Annotated in this window: 19 protein-coding genes; all 19 read left to right on the plus strand. The window is 44.5% G+C overall.

From position 1 onward, the window contains the following. The first annotated feature begins 92 nt into the window (after nt 1–92). The 19 genes from AC2Q9J_RS07105 to speD all read left to right on the plus strand — a co-directional run bounded on the left by AC2Q9J_RS07105 (nt 93) and on the right by speD (nt 20515). Nucleotides 93–746, plus strand: coding sequence for a FadR/GntR family transcriptional regulator (locus tag AC2Q9J_RS07105; RefSeq protein ID WP_499038441.1), 654 nt, complete (start codon nt 93–95; stop codon nt 744–746). Next, nucleotides 730–1602: an acetyl-CoA carboxylase, carboxyltransferase subunit beta gene (gene accD / locus AC2Q9J_RS07110; RefSeq protein ID WP_499038443.1), complete on the plus strand. Its 873-nt coding sequence runs from the start codon at nt 730–732 to the stop codon at nt 1600–1602. The genes AC2Q9J_RS07105 and accD overlap by 17 nt, the downstream gene beginning before the upstream one ends. Next, nucleotides 1595–2560, plus strand: a complete 966-nt coding sequence (locus tag AC2Q9J_RS07115) for an acetyl-CoA carboxylase carboxyltransferase subunit alpha (protein WP_499038445.1) — start codon at nt 1595–1597, stop codon at nt 2558–2560. Before accD ends, AC2Q9J_RS07115 begins: the two co-directional genes overlap by 8 nt. A gap of 145 nt (nt 2561–2705) precedes the next feature. Next, nucleotides 2706–3665, plus strand: coding sequence for a 6-phosphofructokinase (pfkA, locus tag AC2Q9J_RS07120; RefSeq protein ID WP_499038447.1), 960 nt, complete (start codon nt 2706–2708; stop codon nt 3663–3665). Nucleotides 3666–3686: 21 nt separating this feature from the next. Next, on the plus strand, nt 3687–5447 hold the full coding sequence (pyk, locus tag AC2Q9J_RS07125) for a pyruvate kinase (RefSeq protein ID WP_499038449.1): 1761 nt from the start codon (nt 3687–3689) through the stop codon (nt 5445–5447). Nucleotides 5448–5472: 25 nt separating this feature from the next. Next, complete coding sequence (locus AC2Q9J_RS07130) at nt 5473–5856, plus strand: FxsA family protein (RefSeq protein ID WP_499038451.1); 384 nt, start codon at nt 5473–5475, stop codon at nt 5854–5856. Between the two features lie 186 nt (nt 5857–6042). Beyond that, entirely contained in the window at nt 6043–7158 is a 1116-nt protein-coding gene (citZ, locus tag AC2Q9J_RS07135; protein WP_499038453.1) for a citrate synthase, read from the plus strand. A 98-nt stretch (nt 7159–7256) separates the two neighbouring features. Further along, complete coding sequence (gene icd, locus AC2Q9J_RS07140) at nt 7257–8525, plus strand: NADP-dependent isocitrate dehydrogenase (protein WP_499038455.1); 1269 nt, start codon at nt 7257–7259, stop codon at nt 8523–8525. A gap of 150 nt (nt 8526–8675) precedes the next feature. After that, nucleotides 8676–9614: a malate dehydrogenase gene (gene mdh / locus AC2Q9J_RS07145; RefSeq protein WP_499038457.1), complete on the plus strand. Its 939-nt coding sequence runs from the start codon at nt 8676–8678 to the stop codon at nt 9612–9614. A gap of 141 nt (nt 9615–9755) precedes the next feature. Then, a complete protein-coding gene (locus tag AC2Q9J_RS07150; protein WP_499038459.1) occupies nt 9756–10232 on the plus strand; it encodes a MaoC/PaaZ C-terminal domain-containing protein in 477 nt (158 codons plus the stop codon). Nucleotides 10233–10276: 44 nt separating this feature from the next. Then, complete coding sequence (locus AC2Q9J_RS07155; RefSeq protein WP_499038461.1) at nt 10277–10987, plus strand: response regulator transcription factor; 711 nt, start codon at nt 10277–10279, stop codon at nt 10985–10987. Further along, complete coding sequence (gene pnpS / locus AC2Q9J_RS07160; RefSeq protein ID WP_499038463.1) at nt 10984–12381, plus strand: two-component system histidine kinase PnpS; 1398 nt, start codon at nt 10984–10986, stop codon at nt 12379–12381. Before AC2Q9J_RS07155 ends, pnpS begins: the two co-directional genes overlap by 4 nt. 192 nt (nt 12382–12573) lie before the next feature. Further along, nucleotides 12574–13551, plus strand: a complete 978-nt coding sequence (gene hflK, locus AC2Q9J_RS07165; protein WP_499038465.1) for an FtsH protease activity modulator HflK — start codon at nt 12574–12576, stop codon at nt 13549–13551. Then, nucleotides 13538–14509, plus strand: a complete 972-nt coding sequence (gene hflC, locus AC2Q9J_RS07170) for a protease modulator HflC (RefSeq protein ID WP_499038467.1) — start codon at nt 13538–13540, stop codon at nt 14507–14509. The genes hflK and hflC overlap by 14 nt, the downstream gene beginning before the upstream one ends. A gap of 80 nt (nt 14510–14589) precedes the next feature. Then, nucleotides 14590–17208 (plus strand): DNA polymerase I, encoded by a 2619-nt coding sequence (polA, locus tag AC2Q9J_RS07175; protein WP_499038469.1) that lies wholly within the window; start codon nt 14590–14592, stop codon nt 17206–17208. Between the two features lie 15 nt (nt 17209–17223). Continuing rightward, on the plus strand, nt 17224–18093 hold the full coding sequence (gene mutM / locus AC2Q9J_RS07180; RefSeq protein WP_499038471.1) for a bifunctional DNA-formamidopyrimidine glycosylase/DNA-(apurinic or apyrimidinic site) lyase: 870 nt from the start codon (nt 17224–17226) through the stop codon (nt 18091–18093). 9 nt (nt 18094–18102) lie between these two features. Further along, complete coding sequence (gene coaE, locus AC2Q9J_RS07185; RefSeq protein ID WP_499038474.1) at nt 18103–18705, plus strand: dephospho-CoA kinase; 603 nt, start codon at nt 18103–18105, stop codon at nt 18703–18705. A 100-nt stretch (nt 18706–18805) separates the two neighbouring features. After that, the gene (locus AC2Q9J_RS07190) at nt 18806–19819 is read left to right on the plus strand and encodes a glyceraldehyde-3-phosphate dehydrogenase (protein ID WP_499038476.1); all 1014 of its coding nucleotides are present in this window, start codon (nt 18806–18808) and stop codon (nt 19817–19819) included. A 312-nt stretch (nt 19820–20131) separates the two neighbouring features. Then, a complete protein-coding gene (speD, locus tag AC2Q9J_RS07195) occupies nt 20132–20515 on the plus strand; it encodes an adenosylmethionine decarboxylase (RefSeq protein WP_499038478.1) in 384 nt (127 codons plus the stop codon). The last annotated feature ends 231 nt before the right edge of the window (nt 20516–20746 follow it).

The raw sequence follows: 20746 nt of genomic DNA on the forward strand, positions 1-20746 counted from the left end.
GCAGTTTTTTCTTTACGTCAGACGTTTTTTTTTGTATTGTAGGAATATGAGTGGTCAGACCACTTTCAAAAAAATGGAAACTGAGGTCTGTTATGAATCAACCAAAACGTTATTTGGACATTGTCCTGGATATACGCAAAATGATCAGCCAGGAAAATATCAGGCCTGGCGACAGGATTCCATCCGAAAGGGAATTGGCTGAAACCTTGAAAGTTGGTCGTTCAACAATTCGGGAAGCATTAAGAAGTCTTGAGTTGCTTGGATTGATCGAAACCCGCAGAGGAGAAGGCACTTTTTTATCAGACCATCGCAATCATCAATTGGTGGAAGTTCTTTCAACTTTTATCCTTCAGGATAATCAATCTCAAAAAGATGTATGGGAAACTCGGATGATTCACGAAATTTCTGCAATCCAGACTGTCTGTCGAGATGCTGTTTCGAGCCAGTTACCGGTGTGGACCGGTTTTTCCAAACGCATTGAAGATGGAGATTTCTTTCTTCGGGAAGATTTTGTCAAAGAAATAATGGTGTTATCAGGAAACCGTCTGTCATTAAAGATTTGGCTGTTATTGGCGCAGTACAGCGGCAATCCATATAAAGGCCACATATTAATAGAAGAAACAGGAATGCTCGAGAATATTTTGGCTGCAATCAGGCAGCGGGACGCTGAAAAAGCCGCATCCGGTTTAAGGATCTGGATTGCATGGCTGCAAAAGGAGACTGGAAAAGATGACGATGATTCGTGATATATTCAAACGCAATAGAGAACGGAACGATCCGACAATACCTTCCAAAGCTGCAAAAGATGTACCAGAGGGATTGATGTATAAATGTCCGGAATGCAAACATATCGTGTTGACGAAAGAGATGGCGAAGCTGCAGAAGGTTTGCCCGAAATGTGATCATCATTGCAAAATGACGGCCCATGAAAGAGTAGAAAGTTTGATGGATAAAGATTCTTTTGAATCCATCGATAATCATTTGAAAACAGGAAATCCACTTGGATTTCCTGGGTACACCGAAAAAATTGAAGCTGACAGCAAGAAAACCGGTCTTAATGAAGCTGTTTTGACAGGCATCGGAAAAATCGATGGCCAGCCACTCGTCGCCGCTATAATGGATTCCCATTTCCGCATGGGCTCGATGGGGTCGGTTGTCGGTGAAAAGATAACTCGTGCAATCGAACTTGCTACAGATAAAGGCTATCCGTTTGTTATATTCACGGCCAGTGGCGGTGCGCGGATGCAAGAAGGCGTATTATCGCTGATGCAGATGGCTAAAACAAGTGTGGCATTAAAACGCCACAGCAACGAAGGTCTATTGTTCATCTCTGTGTTGACACATCCGACAACAGGCGGCGTTTCAGCAAGTTTCGCTTCAGTAGGCGATATCAATATTGCTGAGCCGAAAGCGCTGATCGGATTTGCGGGACGCCGTGTAATAGAGCAGACAGTCCGTGAGAAATTGCCGGAAGATTTTCAGACAGCCGAGTTTTTATTGGCTCATGGCCAGCTGGATGCAGTTGTACACCGTCATAAAATGCAAAAAACTTTGTCTTCTCTGATTAAATTGCATACGAAAGGAGCTGTGGCACATGGCTAAGAAAGTCCAGAAATCACTGCCGTTTGAAGAGCCGTTGATACAGCTCCGAAAAAAAATAACGGAACTGAAAGAATACACCGAGAATGCAGAAGTGGATTTAAGCGCAGAAATCAATAGTCTGGAAGCCAGACTTGAAAAGTTGGAAATTGATATTTATGAAGACATGAAACCGTGGGACCGGGTTCAGGTTGCCCGGCACCCAAACCGGCCGACAACATTGGATTATGTGCCGCATGTTTTTGATGATTTCATCGAACTTCATGGCGACCGTCTTTACGGTGACGATGAAGCAATCGTCGGGGGCATCGCTTCTTTTAAAGGGCAGCCGGTAACGGTAATCGGCCATCAACGCGGTAAAGACACAAAAGAGAATGTACGCCGGAACTTTGGCATGCCGCATCCTGAAGGTTACCGCAAAGCATTGCGGCTGATGAAACAGGCTGAGAAATTCAGACGGCCGATCATTTGTTTGATCGATACGAAAGGCGCCTATCCCGGTAAAGCTGCGGAAGAGCGCGGACAAAGTGAAGCCATTGCACGAAATCTCGTTGAAATGGCAGGTCTCGAAGTGCCGGTCATCTCCATCGTAATTGGTGAAGGCGGAAGTGGCGGAGCTTTGGCGCTTGGTGTGGGGAACCACATCCTGATGCTTGAAAACTCCACCTTCTCTGTAATTTCACCGGAAGGAGCTGCTTCGATCCTGTGGAAGGATTCTGCTCTGGCGCAAACTGCAGCAGAAGCCATGAAAATTACAGCACCGGATCTTCTCGACATGGGCATTATCGAACGGATGATACCTGAAATCCGTGGAGGCGCTCATCACGATCCGTTAAAACAGGCTCAATTATTGTCTGAAGCCATCGAAAAATCCCTGAGCGAATTGAATCCTCTTGATGCAGAGGCTCTGATCGATCAGCGATACAATAAATTCAAAGCAATCGGCGTATTTACAGAATAAAACCGCTTCGGCGGTTTTTTTATGTCTTTCGGCAAAATTTATTGATCACATATTTTACTTCGAAATTCAGGGGAAGGGACCTGACAGCAGGCTGTAAATCGTGGTAAGGTGAATAAAGTATCAGGAAGATCAGGAGGCATGGATTATGAAGCGAATTGGAGTGTTAACCAGTGGCGGAGACTCGCCGGGAATGAATGCGGCAGTACGTGCGGTCGTCAGGAAAGCAATCTTTCATGAGGTGGAAGTTTTCGGGATTTATTATGGCTATCAGGGTTTATTGGCCGGTAATATCGAAAAACTCGAAGCGGGTGATGTGGGTGACATTATTCAGCGCGGCGGTACAAAATTGTACTCCGCAAGATGCGAAGAGTTTAAATCTGATGAAGGCCAAAACCGTGCAATTGAGCAATTGAAAAAATTCGGTATCGAAGGCCTGGTTGTCATCGGTGGAGATGGTTCATATCGCGGAGCAATGGCATTGACGAAAAAAGGTTTCCCATGTGTCGGCGTGCCGGGCACAATCGATAACGATATTCCGGGAACAGACTATACAATCGGATTTGATACAGCACTGAATACGATCATTGAATCGATCGATAAAATCCGCGATACGGCAACGAGCCATGAACGCACGTTCATCATCGAAGTGATGGGTCGTGATGCTGGGGATCTCGCTTTGTGGGCAGGACTGGCCGGCGGTGCAGAAACCATATTGATTCCGGAAGTGGATTTTGATATGGACGATATGATCGACCGTCTGCAGAAGGGGAAAAAACGCGGCAAGAAACACAGTATCATCATTGTAGCCGAGGGCGTGATGAGCGCTAATGAGCTCGGTGAAATGATACAGGGCAAAGTGGAACTCGAAACGAGAGTATCCGTACTTGGCCATATTCAAAGGGGCGGTTCGCCTACAGGCCGGGACCGTGTCCTCGGAAGCCTTTTTGGCGCACGCGCAGTGGAAGTTCTTTTGGACGGTCCCGGCGGTCGCGCAATTGGCATGAAAAATCATCAAGTGGTAGACTATGATATGACAAAAGCGTTTACCGGTGAACATGACACCGATATGAGTTTGTATACTTTATCTAAAGAATTATCAATTTAAATGCCAAATGGAGTGAGTCAATTGAGAAAAACCAAAATTGTTTGTACCATCGGACCTGCGAGTGAATCGCCGGAAACACTGGAAGCCCTGATAAATTCAGGAATGAACGTAGCGCGCTTAAATTTTTCGCACGGCAATCACGAAGAGCATGCGGAACGCATTAAGCGTATTCGCGAGGCTTCAAAAAAAACCGGTAAGATCGTCGGCATTCTGCTCGACACAAAAGGTCCGGAAATCCGCACCCATCAGATGGAGAACGACGGAATTGATTTGGTGACAAACCAGAAAATCACGATTTCAATGACAGAAGTCTTGGGGACAGCTGAAAAATTCTCAATCACTTATGATCACTTGATTGAAGATGTGCACGAAGGTTCGATTATCTTATTGGATGACGGCCTGATTGAATTGCGTGTCGAAAGTATTGATAAAGAAAATGGCCAGATTCACACAATCGTGGAAAACGCTGGTACATTGAAAAGCAAAAAAGGCGTAAATGTGCCCGGCGTATCGGTACAGCTGCCAGGGATTACTGAGAAAGATGCCCAAGACATTCTCTTTGGCATTGAACAAGGTGTGGATTTTGTAGCAGCTTCGTTCGTCAGAAGAGCTTCGGATGTCATGGAAATCCGTGAACTTCTCGAAAAGAATGGCGGATCACATATTCAGATCATTCCAAAAATCGAAAACCAGGAAGGTGTCGATAATATAGATGACATCATCGTGGTTTCGGACGGCCTGATGGTTGCCCGTGGAGATCTTGGTGTTGAAATTCCTGCGGAAGAAGTGCCATTGGTGCAGAAATCGCTTATCGAAAAATGCAATAGTGCAGGTAAGCCGGTTATAACTGCTACACAAATGCTCGATTCGATGCAGCGCAACCCTCGCCCTACCAGAGCAGAGGCAAGTGATGTTGCCAATGCCATTTTCGACGGCACAGATGCGATCATGCTTTCCGGTGAGACGGCAGCTGGTATCTATCCGGTTGAATCTGTTGAAACAATGCATCGTATTGCAATGACCACTGAATCTGCGCTCAATTACAAACAGCTTGTATCTAATAGAAGAAAAGATAAAGAAGCGAATATGACTGAAGCAATTGGCCAGGCTGTAGTTTATACAGCTTTGAACTTGAAAGTGAAAGCAATCATTGCCCCTACAGAAAGCGGAACCACGGCCAAGATGATTTCGAAATACCGTCCGGAATCACCGATCATTGCGGTTACTTCTTCTGATATTGCAGCAAAAAAACTGACTTTAGTGTGGGGCGTTCAACCTATTGTCGGGACTCCTGTATCTTCTACAGATGAAGTATTCGCTACAGCGGTAGAAGAAAGCTTGAACCACGAATATGTTGATCATGGTGATTTAGTAGTCATAACTGCCGGTGTGCCAGTCGGCAAAGCGGGTACAACTAACTTGATGAAAGTCCACGTAATCGGTGATATTGCCGCTAAAGGGCAAGGAATCGGCAAAACTGTAGCTTACGGAGAGTCACTTGTCGTTAAATCAGCTGCAGAAGCAAATGCAGTGGATACGACAGGGAAGATTCTTGTAACCATCGGGACAGACCGGGAAATGATGCCAGCCATCGAAAAATGCGCAGGCCTCATTACAGAAGAAGGCGGATTGACGAGCCATGCTGCAGTTGTCGGCCTCAGCCTTGGGATTCCTGTAATTGTCGGAGTGGCAGATGCGACAAGCGTCATCAAAAATAACGAAGATATTACTATCGATGCTGAAACAGGTGTCATTTACCACGGGCATGCAAGTGTATTGTAAGAAATAGGGGAGGTGAACGTTCAACATGAAAAGGCTGATAGCTTTATTGATTGTTGTTCCGGCTCTTGAATTGGCGCTGCTGATTTGGGCGGCGAATAATATCGGTTTCTTTGTCACTGTTGCCATGATTATCACAACTGGATTGGTAGGTGCATTCCTTGCCAAAAAACAGGGGCTAAAAGCGATCGGGGACATTCAAAATGCGATGTCGAATTTCCAGCCGCCTGGCGAAAACCTTCTAAATGCAGGATTTGTTCTGGTGGGAGGCGTCATGCTTCTGACACCAGGATTCATCTCTGATGCTGTAGGTTTCAGCATGTTATTTGCGCCAACACAAAAACTGTATAAGCCATTGGTTCACCGTTTTATACAAAAAAAAATGAAAAATACTCGGGTTATAGTAGGATAATCCGAGTATTTTTATTGTTTTTTTTGCCTAAGTTACAGAAAAACAAGCGTTTTCATTCACAAAGCCCTGTTAATTGATTATAATGAACAAGGTAAGGAACTTATCAGAGTTTCATAAACGCAGATGAATCATCATTCTGCCTTTTTTTGTGGGATGATGAATTATACTGAAGAAGGAGCGAATTTTATGACATCGTCAAAAGGTTTAGAAGGTGTAGTAGCTACACAATCCGCCATCAGTTCTATTATTGATGACACGCTTACATATGTTGGCTACAATATCGATGATCTGGCTAACAACGCCAGCTTCGAAGAAGTGATTTATTTATTATGGCATCAACGTTTGCCGAAAGCTGACGAACTTGCTGAACTGAAACAGCAATTGGCTGACAATATGTCAGTTCCTAAAGCTGTTTTGGATCATTTCAAAACATACGACATCAAGAATGTCCATCCGATGGCTGCTCTGCGTACAGCAGTATCCATGTTGGGTCTATTTGATAAAGAAGCTGAAGAGATGAACCCTGAAGCGAACTATCGCAAAGCGATCCGCATCCAGGCTAAAATCGCTACTTTGGTGACTGCATTCGGACGCGTCCGTAATGGCCAGGAACCGGTAGAACCGAAGAAAGACCTTAGCTTTGCGGCTAACTTCCTATATATGTTATCGGGTGAAACACCTGCTGATATCGAAGAAGAAGCTTTCAATAAAGCATTGGTTCTTCACGCAGACCACGAATTGAACGCATCAACATTCACTGCACGTGTTGCTGTCGCAACTCTTTCTGATGTTTATTCAGGTATTACTGCTGCAATCGGCGCCCTTAAAGGACCATTGCACGGTGGAGCCAATGAACAAGTCATGAAAATGCTGACAGAAATCGGTTCAGTGGATAATGTAGAAAAAGTGATCAATGAAAAACTTGATAATAAAGAAAAAATCATGGGCTTCGGACACCGTGTTTACCGTAAAGGTGACCCGCGTGCGAAACACTTGCGCGAAATGTCTCAGAAATTGACAAAAATTCGCGGCGAAGAAAAATGGTACGAAATGTCGATTAAAATCGATGAAATCGTTACTGGACAGAAAAATCTTCCACCAAACGTGGATTTCTATTCTGCTTCTGTTTACCATTCATTAAACATTGAACATGACCTGTTCACACCGATTTTTGCGGTATCACGTACATCGGGCTGGTTGGCTCATATCCTTGAGCAGTATTCAAACAACCGTTTGATCCGTCCACGCGCAGAATATATCGGACCTGGAATGCAGTCATATGTTCCAGTTGAAGAAAGATAATTTCGTAAATAATCTATAATAGAAGCAAAAAAATATAAAGATGATAGGGCTGGCATATTCTGCAGCCCTATGACTTTGAACACAGGAGGAATTTTATAATGGCAAACGGCGAAAAGATTTCAGTAGAAAACGGTGTATTGAACGTACCCAACAATGCAGTAATTCCATACATCATCGGTGACGGTACTGGACCGGATATCTGGAATGCAGCATCACGCGTTCTTGAAGAATCGGTAAACAAAGCATACAACGGTGAAAAATCGATCGTATGGAAAGAAGTTCTTGCTGGACAAAAAGCATTCGACGAAACTGGCGAATGGCTTCCAGAAGAAACTCTTGATGTAATCCGTGAATACTTGATCGCTATCAAAGGACCTCTTACTACACCAATCGGCGGCGGTATCCGTTCATTGAACGTGGCACTTCGCCAAGAACTTGACTTGTACACTTGCTTGCGTCCAGTTCGTTATTTCGAAGGAGTACCTTCACCGGTTAAACGCCCTGAAGACACTGATATGGTCATCTTCCGTGAAAACACTGAAGATATCTATGCTGGTATCGAATATGCAAACGGCAGCGACGAAGTTAAAAAATTGATCTCTTTCCTGACTGACGAAATGGGCGTTAAAAACATCCGTTTCCCAGAATCATCAGGTATCGGCATCAAGCCAATCTCTGAAGAAGGAACAAAACGCCTTGTGCGCGCAGCGATCAACTATGCGTTGACTGAAGGCCGCGAGTCTGTAACTCTAGTACACAAAGGTAACATCATGAAGTTCACTGAAGGAGCTTTCAAAAACTGGGGCTATGAAGTGGCAGAACAGGAATTCGGCGATAAAGTCTTCACTTGGAACGAGTACGATAAAGTGAAAGACGAGCAAGGAACTGATGCTGCAAACAAAGCACAGGAAGAAGCTCTTGCTTCAGGCAAGATCCTTATCAAGGATTCAATCGCTGATATTTTCCTTCAGCAGATCCTTACTCGTCCAAGCGAGTTCGATGTAGTTGCTACAATGAACTTGAACGGCGATTACATTTCAGATGCTTTGGCTGCTCAAGTAGGCGGAATTGGTATCGCTCCTGGAGCGAACATCAACTACGATACTGGACATGCAATTTTCGAAGCAACTCACGGAACAGCACCTAAATACGCTGGCCTTGATAAAGTGAACCCGTCTTCTGTCATCCTTTCAGGTGTATTGATGCTTGAACACCTTGGCTGGAGCGAAGCGGCTAAATTGATCACAAACTCAATGGAAAAAACTATCGCTTCTAAAGTTGTAACTTATGACTTTGCACGTCTTATGGACGGCGCAACAGAAGTGAAAACTTCAGCGTTCGCTGATGAATTAATCAAAAACATGTAATATTTGGAGAGAGGGGAATCCCCCTCTCTTTTTTGTATGACAAAACCTGTGTAACTTAGTTTCAGATTCAGCCTCAAAGGAAACAGTATGAAGTAGGGGCAATTGATTTTATTATTGATAGCGAAAATCTGATTGATAAGGAGAGATAGTATGACATTCAAGCGCAAAAAGATTTCAGTGATCGGTTCAGGATTTACAGGGGCTACGGCGGCTTTTCTGCTGGCTCAAAAAGAACTGGGGGATGTTGTGTTGGTCGATATTACGCAAATGGAAGATCCGGCAAAAGGGAAAGCGCTGGATATGGCAGAAGCAGGGCCGGTAATCGGCTATGATTCAAATGTCATCGGCACTGCTGACTATGCAGATACCAAAGATTCGGATCTGGTTATCATCACTGCCGGAATTGCCCGTAAACCAGGAATGAGCAGGGATGACCTGGTTCAGACTAACCAAAAAATCATGAAATCCGTAACTGCTGAAATCGTGAAATATTCTCCGGACTCGACGATTTTGGTTCTTACTAATCCGGTGGATGCGATGACTTATACAGTATATAAAGCCTCAGGTTTTCCGAAAGAACGGGTTATCGGCCAGTCAGGCGTACTGGATTCCGCGCGCTTCAGAACATTCATTGCACAGGAATTGAATCTTTCCGTCAAAGACATCAGCGGATTTGTTCTCGGCGGCCATGGTGATGATATGGTGCCGCTCGTTCGCTATTCTTATGCAGGCGGCATACCGCTTGAAACGCTGATTTCAAAAGAACGGCTGGATGAAATAGTGGACCGTACTCGTAAAGGCGGAGCGGAGATTGTCAATTTGCTCGGCAACGGTTCCGCTTATTATGCTCCCGCCGCGTCGCTCGTGGAAATGGCTGAAGCGATCATCAAAGACCAGCGCCGGGTATTGCCGGCTATCGCTTACCTGGAAGGTGAGTACGGAATGGACGGCATCTATTTGGGAGTGCCGACAATTCTTGGAGCAGGCGGGATCGAGAAAATATTTGAAATTGATTTAAATGAAGAAGAAAAAGCTTTATTGGATAAATCTGCAGAATCAGTAAAAGCGGTCATGAAGATTCTGGCATAAGCAGTTGAAGGCGGACGGGATTTCCTGTCCGTTTTTTCTTGCTGTTTTAAATAGGCTAATGAAACCGATATTCCGCACGCGGTTTGCTTTTCAGTGCTTAATTGATATTATTAAAGTATTAAGACAACAGGGGGGATTTTAATGTTGCTGGGAAAGAAACGGAAGTTAGGCCGTAAAATCGAAGATATGGCGACTGGTGAGAAGCTCAAGCTGACAGAAAATATTGAGGATAAAGATCTTCTCCTTTATCTGGGTCTTACAAATGACGGAAATCCACTGTACATCCAGCACGATTTTGCTTCCCAGACGAAATTCGAAAAGCCTGTAGTGCCAACAGCGATGCTCACAGGAATCATCACTTCGGCAGTCTCGAAGTATCTGCCGGGTCCAGGTTCGTATATTACCGAACAGCATTTAAAATTCAAAAAGCCTGTCTACCACTATGCAACCGTTGATTTTCTTCTGGAAGTTACCGAAGTGAATGTGTCGGCCAATGAAGTGACTGTTCGCGTGGAAGCGACAGATGAAAATGGTGAAATGGTGCTCGAAGGCATACTTGTTGCAAATCCGCCGCAAGTGCTGAGTCGGCTGACCACTGAAGCAATGGATAATTTTTAATTGGTTTGAAATGGGGGTTTCAAACTGAATGTGGAGGCTGTAAAATGCAGAAGAAAATTTTAATCATTGAAGATGAACAATCCATCGCAACATTGCTGTCTTATAATTTGACGCAAGCCGGATATGAAACGATTGTCGCAAATGACGGCAAAGAAGGATATGAACTGGCATTAAAAGAGGCACCGTCTCTTATTGTGCTGGATCTGATGCTGCCGTCAATGGACGGAGTAGAAATCTGCAAGGAATTGCGTCTGCAAAAAGTAAGCACACCCATCATTATGCTCACTGCCAAAGACGATGAGTTCGATAAAGTATTGGGACTGGAACTCGGTGCGGATGATTATATGACCAAACCATTCAGCCCGCGGGAAGTTGTTGCCAGGATCAAAGCAGTTCTTCGGAGATCGGAAGGCATTAAAGTTCAGCGCGAAGATTCATCTTCATCAGAAATGAAATTGGGCGAGTTGAAAGTTTATCCTGAACGATATGAAGCTTTCCTTAATGATGAACAATTGGAATTCACACCTAAAGAGTTCGAGCTGCTTGTTTACCTGATGGAAAATAAAAACAGGGTGCTGACGAGGGATCAATTACTGAGTGCGGTCTGGAAATATGATTTTGCAGGAGATACCCGTATAGTGGATGTCCATATCAGCCACCTCAGAGAGAAGATTGAAGAGAACAGCCGCAAGCCGGTTTTCATCAAAACTATCCGCGGTCTAGGATATAAATTCGAGGAGCCTAAAGCCGTATGAAGCCATTTCGGCGTCGGTTGCTGAGCACTCTTCTTATTTGGCTCGGCACTCTTTTGCTCAGCCTCTATATTGTTGTTGTTCAGATTCTTCCGCTGCAACAGCAAATGGACAGTGATTTGGAATTCTGGCTGTTGCTGGCTCTTGTGTTTTTGGCAGCTTTTATTTTTGCGGCAGTATTAGGCTACCGTATCATCAAAATCCATATTGCCCCAATCGAAAATATTACAGAAACTGCAATGGAACTGGTGAAAGGCAATTACCGTGCACGGGCTTATGAAGATGCCGAAATCGGTTCAGCGCCATTGAGTTCAACGATCAATGTGCTGGCGCGGAATCTGCAGGAAATAACAGCTGTCCGCGAAATGGAACAGGAGCGTTTGAAAACACTTATCGAAACCATGGGCAGCGGATTGATCATGATCGATCGGCAAGGAAAGATTTCACTTTCGAATAAATACTTCCAAAACGAATTTGAATTGACCGCAATGGATATTAAGGAAAAATTCTATGGAGAATTGCCGATTCCCCAAACGCTGGCAAGTTTTATTGAAAAGGTTTTTATGACTGAGACTCCGGCAAGGGAACAATTACAGTATCAATCGGGCATCAATACCCGCGCACTCGAGGTGTACGGGGCTCCTGTAATCGGCAATCACGAACAATGGCTTGGCATAGTCATCGTGCTTCACGATATTACTGATTTGAAACGCCTGGAACAAATCCGCAAAGATTTTGTCGCGAATGTCTCGCATGAATTGCGCACACCTGTAACTTCCATTAAAGGGTTTTCGGAAACACTGATTGACGGCGCATATAAAGATGAAACTGCTTTATTATCTTTCTTGGAAATTATTCAAACGGAAACAAATCGTTTGGAAACGTTGATTGAGGAACTTCTGGAGTTATCCCGTGTTGAACAGAGCGGCTTTGAAGTCGATGCGCAGCCTACGGACATGAAAGCGGTGATTGAATACGCTTTTGAAATGGTCCATTCCCGTTTCGAAGAAAAGAACATGAAATGCGAAACCTATCTTGAAGAAGTTTATGTGGCTGGAGACGCCAATAGGCTCGTGCAGATCATGATGAATCTGCTGGTAAATGCCATTACATATTCTGCATCTGAAAAAACGGTTACAGTCAGGTTATTCGAAAAAGCAAATCAGGCGGTCGTGGAAGTGGAAGATCAAGGGATTGGAATTGACGCTTCAGAGATTAGCCGGCTGTTCGAGCGTTTTTATCGAGTGGATAAAGCAAGGAGCCGAAATTCCGGAGGAACCGGTCTTGGTTTGTCCATCGTCAAGCATCTGGTGGAAGCGCATCATGGCAAAATAGAAGTACGGAGCACTCCTGGGAGCGGGAGCGTTTTTACCATTTACCTGCCGCTGGCTGAGTGAAACGTTATAAATATACAAAGCTTTACATTGTATTAATACTGTCTTCACATAGGGGTGGTATCTTCTAATAGAACCCCCTTTCAACACCCAATGGAGAAAAAGGACCTTCCACGAGGTCCTTTTTCTTTTTTTATGAAACTATTCATGTGGTTTTCCGTATATTTATTATACATATAGAAGGAGGACGAAATTATGACAGCAAAAAAAGTTCTGTCCATCATTGGGCTGTCCATCGTCGGGATATTGCTACTCGTAGCGGTTCTGACATCCTGGTATACGGTTGATGAATCTGAACAGGCGGTTATCATCACTTTCGGTGTAGCCAATGAAACCATTGTTGAACCAGGGCTGCATTTTAAGATGCCGTGGCCGATTCAACGGGCTGAAGTGCTTTCCAAAGAAACCTACAGTCTTCAATTCGGCTACAGCCAGGACGAAGATGGAGAGATTGTTTCTTTTGACAAAGAAACAAAAATGATCACAGGTGATGAATACATAGTTCTGACCGATTTGGTCGTACAATGGAAAATCACCGATCCGAAAAAATATCTTTTCAATGCGGAAGAACCTAAAGAGATTCTCCACGATGCAACATCCGCTTCAATCCGCTCCATCATCGGCAGTTCACTGATCGATGACGCACTGACTTCAGGAAAAGCTGAAATAGAAGCTGAAACACGTGACCTTCTCGCTTCTTTGATTGAAAAATACGATATCGGAATCTCCGTTCTGGCAGTCAAACTGCAGGATGTCGAATTGCCGAACGAGGAAGTGCGCGCCGCGTTCACCAATGTTACCGATGCGCGCGAAACCATGAATACAAAAATCAATGAGGCCAGAAAATATGAGAACCAAAAACGAAACGAAGCATTAGGGGAAAAAGCTGCGATCAATTCCCGGGCCGAGGGTCAAAAAGTGGCAAGGGTGGAACAAGCGCGTGGTGATGTAGCGGTATTCGATAAATTATTCACAGAGTATGAAGCGAATCCTGAAGTTACCAGACAGCGTTTGATTCTTGAAACCCTTGAAACGGTATTACCGAACGCAAAACTCTATATCATGAACGATGAAGGCGGCACGATGAAGTATTTGCCGTTGGGCGACAGCCAGACTTTATTGCCTCGGGCTGCAGAAACTGAGACGGGAGGCGACACAGATGGAAACGAATAAACCGCAAAACGAACCAAGTAAATTTGATGTCTATAAACCATCCAAGCCCAAAAAACAGCCGAAAGATCCCATCAACTTCAAAAAATACTGGAAGCTGATTACAGGCTTATCACTCGCATTGATAGTCTTGCTTATCTTATTGGCGAACGTCTATGTGGTTAAGGAAAACGAATACCGGGTAGTGCGCCAGTTCGGCGAAGTGGTTGATATCAAAGAAGATCCAGGCCTGCACATGAAAATCCCTTTCATCCAGAGCCTGACCACGCTGCCGAAATACCAGATGATTTATGATGTGTCGGAAGCGGAAATCAATACAAAAGATAAAAAACGGATTATCATCGATAATTACGCCGTCTGGGAAGTAGTCAATCCGCGTGAATTGATCACCAACGCTGCGACGATCGTCAACGCAGAATCCAGAATGGAAGAGTTTATCTACTCGGTGATCCGGACTGAACTTGGCCAATTGGATTATGACGAAATCATCAATGATGAAAATTCTTCACGGGGCAGTCTGAATGACAATGTCACAGCGAAGGTCAACGAACTGCTTGAAAAAGACCAGTACGGCATCCAAGTGACAGATGTCCGGATGAAACGGACAGATCTGCCGGCGGAGAACGAACAATCGGTTTATACCCGCATGATTTCCGAACGTGATTCCACAGCGCAGGATTATTTATCACAGGGTGACGCGAAAAAACGTGAAATTGAAGCGCAGGCCGACCGGGAAGCCCAGGAAGTGATTGCCACTGCCCGCAAGGAAGCGGCATTGATCCAGGCAGAAGGGGAATCGGAAGCGGCAAAAATCTACAATGAATCGTTTTCAAAAGATCCCGAGTTTTATCAATTATATCGCTCGCTCCAGTCGTATACGAAAACCATCGGTGAGGATACAGTCATCATCCTGCCTTCAGATTCACCATATGCCAGTGTTTTATCCGGCATAATGGAATAAAACCTTCCGTCATTTCTCTTCTTTTTGCCCTCGTGGTAAAATAAAGGGAATGACGGTTTTTTATTGAAAGGGGTAATTTTGTGGCTAAGAAAATACTATTACTGGACGGCAATAGCTTGGCGTATCGCGCGTTTTTCGCTCTGCCGCTGCTGACAAATGAAAATGGCATCCATACAAATGCCGTATATGGTTTCACGATGATGCTCCAACGAATTCTTGAAGAGGAAAAGCCCACTCATATGATGGTTGCTTTCGATGCTGGGAAGACCACTTTCCGGCATGAAACATTCAGTGAATACAAGGGCGGCCGCCAGAAGACGCCACCTGAATTATCCGAGCAGTTCCCCTATTTGCGGAAGCTGATCGATGCTTACCGCATTAAGCAATATGAGCTGCCGAATTACGAGGCGGATGACATTATCGGAACTTTGAGCCTGGAAGCGGAAAAGCAAGGCGATGAAGTGATTGTCATTTCAGGTGATAAGGATTTGACCCAACTGGCATCTCCCACCACTACGGTTTATATCACGCGCAAAGGAATTACGGATATTGAAAAATATACCGTTGACCATATCAAGGAAAAGTATGGCCTGACACCTTTACAGATCATTGACATGAAAGGCTTAATGGGCGATTCTTCCGATAATATACCAGGTGTTCCAGGCGTCGGCGAAAAAACCGCGCTGAAATTGCTTGCAGCCCATGGTTCAGTCGAAGGCGTTTACGAGGCGATTGAACAGCAAAAAGGAAAGATGAAAGAGAAGCTGGTCGCCAATGAAGATCTCGCTTATATCAGCAAAAAGCTGGCTACGATTGAACGGCAGGCACCGGTTGAAGTAAAACTTGACGAGCTGGGTTATGATGGCCCCGACCAAGATGAATTGATCCGGATCTGGAACGAGCTGGCTTTTAAATCTTTATTGGAGAAAATGGATTATACGGCAGAAGAAACCGTCAAGGAGGAATTGAAGTATTCAGTTGTAACCGAAGTGGATCCTTCTATTCTAAAAGATGAAATGGCGGTTCACCTGGAAATGTATGATGAGCATTACCACACCTGCGACCTTCTTGGCGTGGCATTGTCTGATGAAATCGACACCTACGTCATACCGATGGACGTGGTAAAAGGGTCGGAAGTGTTAAAAAAATGGCTGGCAGATCCTTCGAAGAAAAAATACATGTCCGATTCGAAAGCGTCGACTGCCGCATTCCTGCGCAGTGAGATTGAACTCGATGGCGTCGATTTCGATTTGATGCTGGGTGCCTATATCGTCAATCCTTCACTGACGTATACCGATATGGCCAATATTGTGTTGGAATACGGCTATACAGATGTGTCTACAAATGAACAGGTGTACGGCAAAGGCGCTAAGAAAAAAGTGCCGGAAGATGACATCTTGCATGAGCATATTGCCAGAAAAGCACGGGCAATTTGGAAAGTGCGTGACATCATCATCAAAAAACTGGATGAGAATGAACAGTTTGACCTCTATGACAAATTGGAGCTTCCGCTTGCTACAGTTCTGGGCAAAATGGAATCACTTGGCGTTAAAGTGGACCGGGCGCAATTATCAGATATGGGAGAAGAATTGGCAGCGAAGCTGAAAACGATTGAATCCGAGATATACAGTCTTGCCGGACAGGAATTCAATATTAATTCACCGAAGCAATTAGGTGTCATCCTGTTTGAAAAATTAGGCTTGCCGGCTTTAAAGAAAACCAAAACCGGTTATTCGACAGCCGCTGATGTACTGGAAAAACTGGAAGGCCAACATGAAATCATTTCCCACATCCTGCTTTACAGACAGCTCGGTAAACTTCTTTCTACTTATATAGAAGGTTTATTGAAGGAAATCCATGATGATGGCAAAATCCACACTCGTTTCCAGCAGGCTCTGACTACAACGGGCCGCTTAAGCTCGACGAATCCGAATCTGCAGAATATTCCTGTGCGCCTGGAAGAAGGGCGTAAAATCAGAAAAGCGTTTGTTCCTTCTGAACCGGATTGGGTGATGGTGGCAGCAGATTATTCACAGATTGAATTGCGTGTACTTGCGCATATGTCTGAAGATGAACGGCTAGTGCAGGCATTCAAAGACGATCAGGATATTCACACCGCCACAGCTGCGGATGTATTTCATGTTCCATTGGAAGAAGTGACAGGGGATATGCGCCGCGCTGCCAAAGCGGTCAATTTCGGCATTGTCTACGGCATCAGTGACTATGGCTTATCGCAAAGCCTGAATATCCCCCGTAAGGAAGCAGCGGAATTCATTGACCGTTATCTTAAGAGTTTCCCTGGAGTTCAGCAATATATGACCAATATCGTTTCATCGGCGAAGAAAGACGGATTCGTGACGACATTGATGAACCGCAGACGTTACTTGCCTGATATTACGAGTTCAAACTTCAACCTGCGCAGTTTTGCGGAGCGGACAGCGATGAATACACCGATTCAGGGAAGTGCAGCGGATGTCATCAAAAAAGCGATGATTGATATGGACGAAGCTTTAGAACGTGAAGGCTTGAAAGCGAATATGCTGCTGCAAGTGCACGATGAACTTATTTTTGAAGCGCCAAAAGATGAATTGGATAAATTGATGGAATTGGTTCCTAAAGTGATGGAATCGGCAATGCAATTGAACGTACCATTGAAAGTTGATATCGCACACGGCGATACATGGTATGAAACGAAATGATTGGAGGCCTGTAGAATGCCTGAACTTCCTGAAGTAGAGGGCGTGGTCCGGCAAATACGGCCAGTTGCGATCGGCAAGAAAATAGATGATGTTTTTGTATCCGATACGATCCGGTTGTCAAAAACCGGAGGGAAGGAAGCCGTTTTAAAGAAAGTCGAGGCCGACAGTTTTATTGATCGATTAAAAGGTTCACAGATAGTCAGTGTGGAGCGGCGCAGTAAATATATTTATTTCGGTTTAAGGAAAGACGGAGAGTTCTTGCTTGTGAATCATCTGGGGATGTCAGGTGCCTGGTTTTATGTAGGCAGCCTGATGTCTATTCCGGAAGAGAAGTTCCGTAAACATGTGCATGTCGTTTTGACGTTAAATGATGGCAACCTACTGGCTTATTCGGATATCCGCCGTTTTGGTGAAATGAGAGTGCTGAATGAAGAAGGGGATTATCCGCCGCTGCTGCTGATGGCTCCTGAACCTTTTGACGAATCCGCCTTGCAGCATTTTCTGGAGATGTCAGAAAGTCCGAAATATCGAAACAAACCGATCAAAGAAGTGATTATGGATGGACAGGTTATTTCCGGAGCGGGCAATATTTATGCAACGGAAGCTCTGTTTCGGATGAAGATTCATCCGAACCGTGCTGCACACCGAATCAGCAGAAAACGCAGAACTGAACTTTTTAAAGCAGTAGTGGAAATACTTTTGGAAAGCATCGAAGCGGGAGGAAGCACTATTTCCGATTACCGGAACATCAACGGAGAATCGGGAGGTATGCAAAACCGCTTCGCTATGTATGGAAAAAAACAATGCATGACTTGCGGCAGTGTAACGAAAACCCTGAAAATCGGGGGACGCACTTCTGTTTACTGTCCATCATGCCAAAAATGAGGGCTTAAGATGATTATTGGATTGACGGGAAGTATAGCCAGCGGGAAAAGCACCGTGTCAAAAATGTTGGAAGACTTAGGGTATCCGATTATTGATGCGGATTTGGTTGCAAGACAAGTGGTAGAACCTGGCAGTGGAACGCTCACCGAAGTCGAAGCTCTATTCGGTCCGGAAGTAATCCGTGAAGACGGGTCGATGAACCGGGAAAAAGTAGGGGCGCTTATATTTTCAGATCCTGTAAAAAGAAAACAACTGAACGATATCGTCCATCCTGCAATCCGCGCGGAAATGCTTCGGCAAAGAAGCGCGTTTTTGGCTGGAGGGCACAGCACGATTGTAATGGACATCCCTTTGCTTTTTGAAAGCAAGCTGCAGCATTTTGTCGACAAGGTACTAGTCGTCAGCGTGACTGAAGAAAATCAGCTGACCAGACTAATGGAGCGAAATGGTTTAAGCGAAAAAGACGCAAGGGCACGGATCAGCTCCCAGTTGCCGATGTCTGTAAAAGAAGAAGGTGCCGATGCCGTCATTTATAATAATGGAACTATAGAAGAAACCGCCCATCAGCTGACACGGATTTTGGAGAAATGGGGAGAAAGTTCACAAAGCTGAAATATTCGTCCGGTTTTGAGGTTCTCGAATCGGGATAATGTGTTATACTATATAACGAATTAAAAATATAAGTATAACTTAATTAATGGAGGACTTTTAAATGACAGTTTCTATTGCGATTAATGGATTTGGCCGTATTGGCCGCATGGTGTTCAGACAGGCAATTTTAATGGATGATATAACTATTTCAGCGGTAAACGCTAGTTATCCTGCCGAAACTTTGGCTCATTTAATAAAGTATGACACAAATCACGGCACCTTTGACGGAGAAGTAAGCGCCGAAGAAGGAGCTTTAATTGTCAATGGAAAACGGGTTGAATTGGTAAGCGAAAGAGATCCTTTGAAACTCCCATGGAAATCAATGGGCGTAGATATCGTTATCGAAGCGACTGGCAAATTCAATTCACGTGACAAAGCAGCCCTTCACCTTGAAGCTGGAGCGAAAAAAGTCATTTTGACTGCACCTGGCAAAAATGAAGATATCATGATTGTCATGGGTGTTAATGAAGATAAATTGGATATCAGCAAGCACGATATCATCTCCAATGCCAGCTGCACAACGAACTGCTTGGCACCTGTCGCGAAAGTTCTCAACGATTCGTTTGGCATCGACAATGGTTTGATGACAACTGTACACGCTTACACGAACGACCAAAAAAATCTTGATAATCCTCACAAAGATCTTCGCCGTGCGCGCGCTTGTGCCCAGTCGATCATCCCGACTTCGACAGGAGCAGCAAAAGCCTTGTCGCAAGTTCTTCCTGATCTGGAAGGGAAAATGCACGGATTGGCATTGCGCGTTCCAACACCGAACGTTTCTTTAGTCGACCTGGTGGTTGATGTTAATCGTGATGTAACGATTGAAGAAGTCAATCAGGCATTCATCGATGCGGCTAACGGTCCGATGAAAGGGATTTTAAATTTCACAATGGAACCGCTTGTATCGAAAGATTTCAACACAACTACGGACTCAGCCATTGTAGATGGTCTGACGACAATGGTTATTGCAGACCGGAAAGTAAAAGTCCTTGCGTGGTACGACAATGAATGGGGCTATTCCGCTCGAGTGATCGACCTGACAAAACGCGTCGCTTCCGCGATGAGTGTAATTTAATGACACAAACCACTTTTTCAATTACTATGAAAAAGTGGTTTTTAGTTTGTGCGAAAAACTCACGAAAAAAAGAAATTTTTATCAGATTTATTTGTTGCATTTCCATGGAATACATCATATACTATGATTCGTAGCAAAAAAGCTACTTTCCTCTGGCCGATTCCAAAGCTCAATGAGGAATCTCAAGGAGAAATTTTATTCACATGACTGCTTAAAGGGTTAGGACCTCTTTGGACTAACTTTCCCCCGTGGTAGTCAACTTTGAATATTTTGAGCACGAAACCAAAATGATATCAAAGGGGGAAACGAACCATGGAAACAATGGGACGTCACGTAATTGCAGAACTTTGGCAGTGTGATTTTGACAAATTAAACGATATGGATTATATCGAACAAACTTTTGTTGATGCAGCACTCAAATCAGGGGCAGAAGTCCGCGAGGTCGCTTTTCACAAATTTGCGCCACAAGGCGTAAGCGGCGTAGTAATCATTTCTGAATCACATTTGACAATCCACAGCTTTCCTGAACACGGCTATGCGAGTGTAGATGTTTACACTTGTGGTGATCTTGATCCGACTATTGCAGCGGATTATATCGCTAAGGCACTTGGCTCACAATCGAGCGAAGTAACAGAATTGCCACGTGGAATGGGTCCAGTCGGTGCTGGAAAAACCAAAGTTACAGTAACTGCATAATCCATTTAAACCAAGACATTAAAGCAGGGGAGCTGATCCCCTGCTTTTTCTATTTGTGTAGATATGTTAATAAACATGTTTAATATGCCGCTTCGTCGCTATGGACAAGGCAAAGATTATGCTCCTGCGCACAGCTCGTCGCAAAGGTGACGCCAACTTCGTATGGCTCACCTTTGCTCCCGCAATAAGCCGAGAAGAGCACTCGTCTTATTGCTCCGCTCCGTCCAGACG

It is taken from the genome of Planococcus sp. RAB007_Raresut (assembly GCF_057369535.1).